Origin of the sequence: Methylobacterium sp. J-026 (assembly GCF_022829585.1) — a bacterium.
GTDB lineage: Bacteria > Pseudomonadota > Alphaproteobacteria > Rhizobiales > Beijerinckiaceae > Methylobacterium.
This window is the reverse complement of sequence record NZ_JAKSYC010000034.1, coordinates 64,671-74,440: the sequence shown is the minus strand read 5'-3', so window position 1 is coordinate 74,440 and position 9,770 is coordinate 64,671. Positions and strand designations below refer to the sequence as shown.

The window sequence follows — 9,770 nt, the reverse complement described above, 5'->3', positions numbered from 1 at the left end:
GAACGGCTCGGTGAGCACCAGCCCCTGCGCGACCTTGGTGCCGAGCGAGTGCACGTCGGAGGAGAACACCAGGAGGCCGGCCAGAGCCTGCCCGCCCTCGGTGATGCCGAACTCGCCGGCCTGCTTGATCGAATTGATCGTGTCGGTGCCCGCATTGGCCAGGCCGATCACCTTGGCGCCAGAGCCTTGAGCCTGGAGCAGGAACGACGAGAAATCCGAGGTCGGGAACGGCGTTTTCACCGAGCCGACGACCTTGCCGCCACTCTTCGTGACCACCGCGCTGGTGTCGCGCTGGAGCGTCTGGCCGAAGACGTAGTCGGCGGTGAGGAAGAACCACGTGCTGCCGCCGCGCTTGACCATGGCGCCGCCGGTGCCGTTGGCGAGCGCCACCGTGTCGTAGACCCAGTGGATCGTGTTCGGCGTGCATTGCGGGCCGGTGAGGTCGGCGGTGCCGGCGCCGCTGTCGATGAAGACCTTGTTCTTCTCCTTGGTGACCTGGCTGATCGCCAGCGCCACCGAGGAGGTCACCCCGTCGGTGATCATGTCGACGCCGTCGCGGTCGTACCATTGCCGGGCGATGCCCGCGCCGACATCCGGCTTGTTCTGGTGGTCGGCCGAGACGATCTCGACCTTGAGCCCGTGCTGCTCCGGCTTGAAGTCCTCGACGGCGAGCTTGGCCGCCACGACCGAGCCCTCGCCGCTGATGTCCGAATAGGCGCCCGAGCGGTCGCCGAGGATGCCGATCTTCACCGGCGTCTGGGCGGCGGCGCTCCCCAGCGTCAGGGCACCGGCGAGGGCGGCGAGGCTCACGGGCCGGGCGATGCGTCCGTACATGGCGTTCTTATCCTCCTGCGGCGCGGCACGCTTCTGTGTCGGCCGTGTATTCGGAGCGCCGCAGGCCGGCGCCTCTACGGTTTTGCTTGCAGGCTTCAGACGCCCAGATAGGCGTGAAGCTTGTCGATATTGGCGTCAAGTTCGGCATTGGGGATCATGTCGATGACCCGGCCCTGCTCGATGACGAAATGACGGTCCGCCAGGGTCTGGGCGAACCGGAAGTTCTGCTCCACCAGCACGATCGTATAGCCCTGCGCTTTCAAATGCTGGATGGTCCGGCCGATCTGCTGGATGATGACCGGCGCGAGACCCTCCGTGGGCTCGTCCAGCAGGATCAGCTTGGCGCCGGTGCGCAGGATGCGCCCGATCGCCAGCATCTGCTGCTCGCCGCCGGACAGCTTCGTGCCCTGGCTGCCGGCGCGCTCCTTCAGGTTCGGGAACAGGGTGTGGATCTCGGCCACCGTCATGCCGCCCGGCTTGACCCGGGGCGGCAGCATCAGGTTCTCGTGGACCGTGAGGCTCGCGAATATGCCGCGCTCCTCCGGGACGTAGCCGAGGCCGAGCCGGGCGATGTTGCGGGATGCCATCCGGATGGTCTCGACGCCGTCATAGACGATCGAGCCCGCGCGCTTGCCGAGGATCCCGATGATCGCCCGGAGCGTCGTGGTCTTGCCGGCGCCGTTGCGGCCGAGCAGCGTGATCACCTCGCCCACCCGGACGTCGAGATCGATGCCGTGGAGCACGTGGCTCTCGCCGTACCAGCCCTCCAGCCCGCGGACGGTGAGAAGGGTGTCGGTCGCCGCGGCCGGAGCGGGTGTCTTCAGCGCCGTCTCAGGCATGTCCGGCCCCGATATAAGCTTCGATCACGCGCGGATCCTTCGACACGGTGGCGTAATCGCCCTCGGCCAGAACCTGGCCGCGGGCCAGGACGGTGATCCGGTCCGACAGGGACGCCACCACCGACAGGTTGTGTTCCACCATCAGGATGGTCCGGTCCTTGGAGACCCGGCGGATCAGCTGGGCCGTCCGGTCCACGTCCTCGTGGCCCATGCCGGCCATGGGCTCGTCGAGGAGCAGCATCTCCGGATCGAGGGCGAGCGTGGTGGCGATCTCCAGGGCCCGCTTGCGGCCGTAGGAGAGTTCCACCGCCAGCACGTCGGCGAAGTCCGAGAGGCCCACGGCCTCGACCAGGGCCAGCGCCTCGCCGTCGAGCGCCCGCAGCACCTTCTCCGGCCGCCAGAAGTCGAAGGAATCGCCGCGCCGGCGGCGCTGCAGGGCGATGCGGACATTCTCCGTCACGGTCAGGTGGGGAAAGACCGCCGAGATCTGGAACGAGCGGACGAGGCCGAGCCGGGCGACATCGGCGGCCTTCATGCCGGTGATGTCGCGGTCCTTGTAGCGGATCGTGCCGGCGGTCGGGATGAGGAACTTGGTCAGCAGATTGAAGCACGTGGTCTTGCCGGCCCCATTCGGCCCGATGAGCGCGTGTATCGTCCCGCGCTCGACCTGCAGCGCCACGCCGTTGACGGCCCGGAACCCGCGGAATTCCATCGTCAGGCCATCGGTCGCCAGGATCACGTCCCGTGCCAAGCGCTTCCCTCCCGATTTTCGATTCTTGCCGCCATATCGCCGAACCGCCCGGCTTCCGTCCATCGCAAACGCTCGGCGCGACGGGACAATCCCCGGCCGGTGATATCCGTTATTCACCGCCGGCCTCCGGATCCGCCCGTGCTTGACCGCCCATAGGCTTCGACTTAACTCAGACAAATTCGCCGCCGGGGGGAAGCATGGTCGATCGCGCGGCCTATATCGCCGTTGATTGGGGCACGACCAATCGGCGCGCCTACGCGATGGCGTCCGACGGCGCGGTGATCGCGTCGGCGCAGGATGACCGCGGTGTCCTCGCCCTCGGCCCGGAGGATTATCCGGCCGAGATCGCCGCCTTGCGCGCGCGCTTCGGCGCCGGGCCGGTCATCGCGGCCGGGATGGTGGGGTCCAGCCGGGGCTGGTGCGAGGCCCCCTATGTCGATGCCCCCGCCACCCTGGAGCGCCTCGCCGACGCCTGCCGGGACGTCGCGCCGGGCGTGCGCATCGTGCCCGGCGTTGCCCTGCGGGACGGCCGGAGGCCCGACGTGATGCGCGGCGAGGAGATCCAGGTTCTCGGGGCGATCCGAGCGGGTGGGGCGCCGCCGACGGCGCTGTTCTGCCAGCCCGGCACGCACAACAAATGGGTCGAAACTGTCGACGGCGCGATCACGACCTTCACCACGGTGATGACCGGCGAGTTCTTCGCGCTGCTTCGGTCCCACGGCATCATGGCGGGCCTTCTCGACGGGGTGGTCTCGGACGGCGCCCCGTTCCGGCGCGGGCTGCGCCGCGGGATCGCGTCCTCCAACCTCGCCGCAACCCTGTTCGAGGTCCGGGCCGGGCTGCTCCTCGACCGGCTTCCCCGGTCCGAGGCCGCCGCCTACGCCAGCGGCGTGCTGATCGGGGCGGATGTGGCGACCCGGGACGATCTGGGGCGCCGTCCCGTCCATCTGCTGGGCGGCGGTCGCTTGAGCGCCCTCTACGCGGTCGCGGTGACCGAGATGGGCGGGACCCCCGTCATCGTGCCGGAGGGTTCGATCACGGCCGGCATCCACGCCATCTGGAGCCTGAGCGCATGACCATCCTCGACCGATTCGAGGCGGCCTTCGCGGCCTGCCCGCTAGTGGCGATCCTGCGCGGGCTGACGCCCGGGGAGGCGCCGGCGGTGGGCGAGGCCCTCGTGGGGGCCGGGTTCACCCTGATCGAGGTGCCGCTCAACTCCCCGGATCCCCTGCGCAGCATCGCGATCCTCGCCGAGCGCCTCTCCGGGCGCGCCCTCGTGGGGGCCGGCACCGTGCTGGACCCGGCGCAGGTCGCGGCAATCGGCGCCGCGGGCGGGAGCCTCGTGGTCTCGCCCAACACGGATGCAACCGTGATCGGCGCGACCCGCGCCCTCGGGCTCGTCTCCCTGCCCGGCTACCAGACGCCCACCGAGGCCTTCGCGGCGCTTGCCGCCGGCGCGACCGCGCTCAAGCTGTTCCCGGCGGACGTCGCCTCACCGGCGGCGCTGAGGGCGCACCGGGCCGTGCTTCCCTCCGGGACGCGGGTGCTCGCCGTCGGCGGCGTCACGCCGGACGGGATCGCCGGCTGGCGTGCGGCCAGCGCCGACGGCTTCGGTCTCGGCTCGAATCTCTATCGCCCCGGCAAGGATGCGGCCGATATCGCGCGCGACGCGGCGGCCTTCGTGGATGCCCTGCGGAGGGCCGGTTAGCGGCGTTTCCATCCGAGGAGCAGCTATAAGCCCTCAGGACGCTGGGCGCGCACCGTGACCGTTTGATTCATCGCTCAGCCGACGGGTATGGCTGTCCAGAACTGCCGCGTGCACTCCCTTCCCCCTGTGCGGGGGAGGGAGACGCGTGTGTGCCTGACCGTGGCCCGCATCCGGCAGCGATGCGTGAATCCGCAAGCCTCTGCGGGCGAGGCGGCGCGCTTGGCTGTCCCTTCCGTGGACCGAACGATAATTTCCTTGCGTAGCGTGAAGCATCGCGGACAGGCAGGAGCGGGCCGATGGTAGAGGAGAGCGGTGGGCTCGACGCCCTGGAGACCCCCTGCCTTCTGCTGGATAGCGACCGGCTGAAGGCCAACGTGGCCGCCATGCGCGCGCGGCTCGACGGGCTCGGCGTGGTCCTGCGGCCGCATCTCAAGACCGCGAAATCCCGCGACGTGGCCCGGATCGCCATGGCGTCCGAGGCCGGTCCCGCGACGGTCTCGACCCTGCGCGAGGCGGAATACTTCGCCGAGGGTGGCGTCCGGGATCTGATCTACGCGGTGGGGATCGCTCCGCAGAAGCTGGAGCGCGTCGGGCGGATCCGCCGGGCGTGGCGGACCGATCTGGCGATCATCCTCGATTCGGTGGAGCAGGCGCAGGCCGTGGCGGACTGGAGCCGCCGCAATGGGGACCGGCTGCCGGTGCTGATCGAAGTCGACGCGGACGGACATCGCTCCGGGGTGACGCCGCAGGATTCCGCGCGGCTCGTCGCGATCGGACGCGTCCTCGCCGAGGGCGCCAGCCTGCGCGGGGTGCTGCTGCACGCGGGCGACAGCTACGGGCTGAGCGACCCGGGTGCGCTGCGGGCGGCCGCGGAGGCCGAGCGCACGGCCGCGGTGACGGCGGCCGCGACGCTGCGGGACGCCGGCCTGCCCTGCCCGGTGGTCAGCGTCGGCTCAACGCCGACCGCACGCTACGCGGATCGACTGGACGGCATCACGGAGGTCCGCGCCGGCGTCTTCATGATCGGCGACCTGTTCCAGGCCGGCGTCGGCTCCTGCGCGGTGGACGACATCGCCCTCACCGTCCTGGCGACGGTGATCGGCCACCAGCGGGAGAAGGGCTGGATCATCACCGATGCCGGCTGGATGGCGCTGTCGCGGGACCGGGGCACGGCCCGGCAGGCGGTCGACCAGGGCTACGGCGTCGCCTGCGACCGCGCCGGCCGCCCCTATCCGGACCTGATCGTCCGGGATGCCAACCAGGAGCACGGCATCCTGGCCGTCCGGACGGGCTCTGCGGCCGCCCTGCCCGACCTGCCGGTCGGCGCGCGCCTGCGCATCCTGCCGAACCACGCCTGCGCCACCGGCGCCCAGCATGATCGTTACCACGAGATCGCGGGCGGCCATCTGACGGGCGCGGTCTGGCCGCGCATCAACGGCTGGTGAGCCGCGGTCGGGATCAGGACCTGCCGCTCAGGGGCGCAGGACCGGCGTGATCGCGCCCGTGGCCACGGGATCGCCCGCCGCCACGCCGACGATCGGTTGCGCCCGCTGCCGGTCGAGCTTGTCGGCCGAGACGAGTGCCGCGGCGATCAGGGCCGCCACCGCCAGCGTCGCCTTCACGATATCCCAGACCCGCGCCAGCATGGCTCAACCTCAACGGCGACAGGATACGAGTCGCGGACGCCTCGCAGGAGACATCCGCGCCCCTCGAAACCTGGGACGTGGGGCTTGCGCAAACCTTACCAGGGCGAAGCTTCAGCTCCATTCGACGGACCCTGATGCGGCGGTGCATCATCCGCCGGTACGGCCCCGGGCCGGGGCGGGTGCCGGCTCCGTCGCGGCCTCCGCGGCCAGCGCCTCGAAGACCAGGCTGTGCCGATGCGCCAGGGCGTCCACGTCGGTGGCGTATCCGCCGCCGATCACCGCCACGAGCGGGATCCCGCGGGCACGGGCCTGCGCCACGACGAAGCGGTCCCGCGCGAACAGGCCCGCATCCGTGAGGCAGAGCCGGCCCAGCCGGTCGTCGCGGTGCGGATCGACGCCGGCGTTGTAGAACACGAGGTCCGGCGCGAGCGCGTCGAGCAGGTGCGGCAGGCGCGCGCGCAGCACGTCGAGGTAGCCCTCATCCCCCAGCCGGTCCGGGAGGCCGATATCGAGATCGCCGGCGATCTTCCGGGACGGGTAATTGTTCTCGCAGTGGATCGAGAGCGTGAACAGGTCCGGACACAGGGCGAGGCAATCCGCGGTGCCGTCGCCCTGATGGACGTCGAGGTCGACGACCAGAGCGCGCCGCACCAGCCCCTCGGCCTGGAGCGTGCGCGCCGCCACCGCGACGTCATTCAGCACGCAGAAGCCCGCCCCCTGCTCGCGGCGGGCATGGTGGCTGCCGCCGGCGGCACTCCCGGCGAGACCCTCGGCGAGGGCGAGGCGCGCCGCCAGCAGGGTCCCGCCCACGGAGCTGCGCGAGCGCCGGACCACCGCGGCGTTGATGGGCAGGCCGATCGCCCGCTCGACCTCACGGCTCACGGTGCAGGTCAGGACTGCCTCCACATAGGCGGGGTCGTGGGCACGGACGAGGATATCGGCGGAGGCCGGCTCCGGCGTGACGAAGCCGAGCGGCGCGAGTCCCCGGGCGATCAGCGTTTCGGCGAGCAGACCGTATTTTCGCATCGGAAAGCGATGGCCGGCGGGCAGGCTCGCCTCGTAGGCGGGATGGAACGCGGTCGGCGGGATCATGCGGCCGTGCCGAGATCGGCCAGGATGGAACCGGCGAGCGCCGCGCCGCTGTCGTAGGCGGCTTCGATCCGCCCCCCGAGGCACCAGTCGCCGGCCGCTCCGAGCCGCAGGGCCGGATCGTACAGGCTCGGCACCCCCAGGGGATGGTCCACCTGCGCGTAGCGCCAGCGATGGGCCTCCGCATGGGTCGGATGCAGGACGATGCCGAGGTCGCGCTCCGCGCCGGCGAGCAGCGCCGCGACGATCGTCTCGTGCGGCTCCTCGAGGTGGACCCGCGACCAGGCCGCCGTCGCGTGGATCGTGAGGCGCAGCCCCCCGGGCCGGCCCGGCTTCGACGCGTCGAGGGCAATGAGACCGACCGGATCTTCCCGTGGTTCGATCAGCGCCTCGGATGCCGCGCCCGGGGCGGCGACCATCAGCGACCAGCACGGTGCGTAGGTTGCAGCCTCGACGGTCGGAAGCGCGAAGCCGGACGCGTCGAGCAGGGCCTTCACCTGCGGCGCGGGACAGGTGAGCGCGACGGCGTCGAACGGGCCGTGGGTCGTCCCCGTGGCGGTGTCGAGGTGCCAGCCGGCTCCGGTCCGGCGGACCCGCGTGATGGTGACGCCGCTCGCCGCGGGAAGCCCCGCCAGGAGCGCGCGGACCGGAGCGGTCATATCGGGGATCCCGACCCAGCGCGCGGCACCCGCCCAGGGCGCGACGATTCCCCGTTGCCCCCACTCCGCCAGCCGCGCCGCGAAGGCGGGCCCGTGGGCCCGCATGAACTGGGCCCCGTGGTCGAACTGTAGCGATCCGCATCGCCGGGTCGCCATCCGGCCTCCGACCGCGCGCCCCTTGTCGAACACTGCGACGCTCAGCCCGGCCTCCGCGAGGCCGCGTGCCGCCGCCGCCCCCGCCATGCCGGCGCCCAGGATCGCCACGCTCCGAGGCTCGCTCACGGCATCGCCCTGTTTGAGGAGCGGCCCGCAGAGCCGCATCTCGACCAAGATAGGGAACGCCCAGGCCGGCGTCAGCGCGACCGTCTGCCCTTAACGGCTGTCACGGGCGCGGTGATCGATGCCGGCGCGGGCCGCGGCTTTGGTGCGGGTAGAGGGAATCGAACCCCCACGCCTTGCGGCTGGCGATTTTGAGTCGCCCGCGTCTACCAGTTCCGCCATACCCGCCTGCCCGGCGCTCTTCGCACAGGTCGGCGGCGGCGGCCAAGCGTATTTTTCGCGCGTCGCCGCGATCTGGCCAAGGCGCAGCGCCTATGCTCAAAGGGCGGCCGATACCTCGATCCGGGACACCGAATGCTCCGCCGGCTCTACGCGTGGATCCTGGCCCTCAGTGTCAGGCCCTCCGCGCCCTACGCGCTCGGCGCCGTGGCCTTCGCGGAAAGTTCGTTCTTCCCCGTGCCGCCGGACGCGATGCTGGTGCCGATGGCGGTGAGCCGCCCGGACCGGGTCTGGCTCTACGCCACCATCGCGACCGTCGCCTCGGTCCTCGGCGGCCTCGTCGGCTACGCGATTGGGGCACTTCTGTTCGACTCGGTCGGGGAATGGCTGATCCGGCTCTACGGATTGCAGAACTCGGCGGCGACCTTCCAGGAATCCTATGCCCGGTACGGCCACTGGGTGATCCTGCTGAAGGGACTGACGCCGATCCCCTACAAGCTCGTCACGATCACGTCGGGCTTCGCCCATTACAGCCTGTTCTGGTTCACAGTGCTGTCGATCATCACCCGGGGCGCCCGGTTCTTCATCCTGGCCGGTCTGCTCGGGCGTTACGGGGTCCAGATCCGCGGCGTCCTCGACCGGCACCTCAACGTCGTGGTGGCGATCTCCGTGGCGCTGGTCGTCCTCGGTTTCCTGCTGTTCAAGGTGATTCTGTAGCGATGAACACGGCCGCTGCGCTTCGTCTCAAGACCGCCGGCCTGTGGCTGGCGATCCTCTCCGCCCTGACGCTCTGTGCCGTGCTGGTGATGCAGTACGGATACGGCTACGCCCCGTGCAAGCTCTGCCTCACGGAGCGCCTGCCCTACTACGCGGCCCTGCCGCTGGGCGTGATCGCCCTGTTCGTGCCGGAGCGGCTTGCCCGGATCGCCCTCGGGCTCGCGGCCCTCGGCCTGCTCTACGGGGCCGGGATCGGCGTCTATCACGCGGGCGCGGAATGGGGCTTCTGGCCCGGACCGGCCGATTGCGGGGGCGGCACGGGGGCCAACCCCGGACAGGTCGGGGATTTTCTCAATGCCCTGCAATCGACCAAGGTGGTGGATTGCTCGGTGGCCGCCCTGCGCGTGTTCGGGCTCTCATTGGCCGGCTGGAACGCCCTCGTGGCCTTCGCGCTGGCCTCGCTGGCCGGAACGGCCGCGGCGCGACCCTGACCCGCTGCGGGGCGGCCGGCCCCGGCGCCGCGCCTCCCGCTGAAGGCCCCTGGTCGGGATGATCGCCTAGTTGCGGTCGTCCGGCAGGATCGGGAGTGCGGCCACCTCGATCCCCTCGTCGATGAGGGCGCGCGCCTCGGCGGGGCTCGCCTCTCCGTAGATCGAGCGGCCCTCCGCCTCACCGTAATGGATCCGGCGCGCCTCCTCGGGGAAGCGTGATCCGACATGCTCGGAACTCGCCACGACCTGCTCCCGCAGGGCCCGCAACATCGCCCGCACCTGCCGTTCGGGTTCGGCGATCAGGGTCGTCGGCGCCTCGACGACCGGCGCCGGGGGCACGGAGGCGCCGCGGTCGCTGCGCGCGATGCTCGGCACCATCAAGGCCTTGCTGACCGAGGCGCTGTCGCAGACCGGGCAGGACACGAGCCTGCGGGCAACCTGCGTGTCGTAGGAATCGGAGGACGGGAACCAGCTCTCAAAGCCGTGCCCCGCCTCGCAGACGAGACTGTACCGGATCATACTGTCGCTTTTCGCGGTG

At 71.0% G+C, this 9,770-nt stretch carries 12 protein-coding genes and 1 tRNA gene; 5 read left to right on the top strand and 8 right to left on the bottom strand.

All coding sequences use genetic code 11. The features are described from left to right. The 3 genes from MKK69_RS02035 to MKK69_RS02025 form a co-directional block, all read right to left on the bottom strand. The coding region (locus MKK69_RS02035; RefSeq protein WP_243965051.1) for an ABC transporter substrate-binding protein at positions 1-834 on the bottom strand (834 nt) is incomplete at its 3' end. A 95-nt stretch (positions 835-929) separates the two neighbouring features. Then, positions 930-1,673: an ABC transporter ATP-binding protein gene (locus MKK69_RS02030; protein ID WP_243965050.1), complete on the bottom strand. Its 744-nt coding sequence runs from the start codon at positions 1,671-1,673 to the stop codon at positions 930-932. Further along, positions 1,666-2,424, bottom strand: coding sequence for an ABC transporter ATP-binding protein (locus MKK69_RS02025; RefSeq protein ID WP_243965048.1), 759 nt, complete (start codon positions 2,422-2,424; stop codon positions 1,666-1,668). Before MKK69_RS02025 ends, MKK69_RS02030 begins: the two co-directional genes overlap by 8 nt. Before the next feature lie 197 nt (positions 2,425-2,621). Here MKK69_RS02025 and MKK69_RS02020 point away from each other — a divergent pair, with 197 nt between their 5' ends. From MKK69_RS02020 to MKK69_RS02010, 3 genes are all read left to right on the top strand, one after another. After that, positions 2,622-3,500, top strand: a complete 879-nt coding sequence (locus MKK69_RS02020; protein WP_243965046.1) for a 2-dehydro-3-deoxygalactonokinase — start codon at positions 2,622-2,624, stop codon at positions 3,498-3,500. Continuing rightward, complete coding sequence (locus tag MKK69_RS02015) at positions 3,497-4,132, top strand: 2-dehydro-3-deoxy-6-phosphogalactonate aldolase (protein ID WP_243965045.1); 636 nt, start codon at positions 3,497-3,499, stop codon at positions 4,130-4,132. The genes MKK69_RS02020 and MKK69_RS02015 overlap by 4 nt, the downstream gene beginning before the upstream one ends. Before the next feature lie 296 nt (positions 4,133-4,428). After that, positions 4,429-5,577, top strand: coding sequence for an alanine racemase (locus MKK69_RS02010; protein WP_243965043.1), 1,149 nt, complete (start codon positions 4,429-4,431; stop codon positions 5,575-5,577). Between the two features lie 27 nt (positions 5,578-5,604). Here the strand turns inward: MKK69_RS02010 and MKK69_RS02005 are convergent, their stop codons facing one another. The 4 genes from MKK69_RS02005 to MKK69_RS01990 form a co-directional block, all read right to left on the bottom strand. After that, a complete protein-coding gene (locus MKK69_RS02005; protein WP_243965039.1) occupies positions 5,605-5,778 on the bottom strand; it encodes a hypothetical protein in 174 nt (57 codons plus the stop codon). Positions 5,779-5,925: 147 nt separating this feature from the next. After that, positions 5,926-6,870, bottom strand: a complete 945-nt coding sequence (locus MKK69_RS02000; protein WP_243965037.1) for a histone deacetylase — start codon at positions 6,868-6,870, stop codon at positions 5,926-5,928. Beyond that, positions 6,867-7,808: an NAD(P)/FAD-dependent oxidoreductase gene (locus MKK69_RS01995; RefSeq protein ID WP_243965034.1), complete on the bottom strand. Its 942-nt coding sequence runs from the start codon at positions 7,806-7,808 to the stop codon at positions 6,867-6,869. Before MKK69_RS01995 ends, MKK69_RS02000 begins: the two co-directional genes overlap by 4 nt. Positions 7,809-7,948: 140 nt before the next feature. After that, positions 7,949-8,033 (bottom strand) — tRNA-Leu (locus MKK69_RS01990). 126 nt (positions 8,034-8,159) lie between these two features. Between MKK69_RS01990 and MKK69_RS01985 the strand changes: the two genes are divergently transcribed. Both MKK69_RS01985 and MKK69_RS01980 read left to right on the top strand, forming a co-directional pair. Further along, positions 8,160-8,741 (top strand): YqaA family protein, encoded by a 582-nt coding sequence (locus tag MKK69_RS01985; RefSeq protein WP_243965033.1) that lies wholly within the window; start codon positions 8,160-8,162, stop codon positions 8,739-8,741. 2 nt (positions 8,742-8,743) lie between these two features. Continuing rightward, positions 8,744-9,232, top strand: a complete 489-nt coding sequence (locus MKK69_RS01980; protein WP_243965031.1) for a disulfide bond formation protein B — start codon at positions 8,744-8,746, stop codon at positions 9,230-9,232. Positions 9,233-9,298: 66 nt separating this feature from the next. Here the strand turns inward: MKK69_RS01980 and MKK69_RS01975 are convergent, their stop codons facing one another. Further along, positions 9,299-9,751, bottom strand: coding sequence for a DUF1178 family protein (locus MKK69_RS01975; protein WP_243965029.1), 453 nt, complete (start codon positions 9,749-9,751; stop codon positions 9,299-9,301). Between the last annotated feature and the right edge of the window lie 19 nt (positions 9,752-9,770).

Coding starts and splice junctions, on each gene's coding strand:
- MKK69_RS02010 (WP_243965043.1), top strand. CDS start 4,429: ATGGTAGAGGAGAGCGGTGGGCTCGACGCCCTGGAGACCCCCTGCCTT.
- MKK69_RS01975 (WP_243965029.1), bottom strand. CDS start 9,751: ATGATCCGGTACAGTCTCGTCTGCGAGGCGGGGCACGGCTTTGAGAGC.
- MKK69_RS01985 (WP_243965033.1), top strand. CDS start 8,160: ATGCTCCGCCGGCTCTACGCGTGGATCCTGGCCCTCAGTGTCAGGCCC.
- MKK69_RS02000 (WP_243965037.1), bottom strand. CDS start 6,870: ATGATCCCGCCGACCGCGTTCCATCCCGCCTACGAGGCGAGCCTGCCC.
- MKK69_RS01980 (WP_243965031.1), top strand. CDS start 8,744: ATGAACACGGCCGCTGCGCTTCGTCTCAAGACCGCCGGCCTGTGGCTG.
- MKK69_RS02020 (WP_243965046.1), top strand. CDS start 2,622: ATGGTCGATCGCGCGGCCTATATCGCCGTTGATTGGGGCACGACCAAT.
- MKK69_RS02015 (WP_243965045.1), top strand. CDS start 3,497: ATGACCATCCTCGACCGATTCGAGGCGGCCTTCGCGGCCTGCCCGCTA.
- MKK69_RS02005 (WP_243965039.1), bottom strand. CDS start 5,778: ATGCTGGCGCGGGTCTGGGATATCGTGAAGGCGACGCTGGCGGTGGCG.
- MKK69_RS02030 (WP_243965050.1), bottom strand. CDS start 1,673: ATGCCTGAGACGGCGCTGAAGACACCCGCTCCGGCCGCGGCGACCGAC.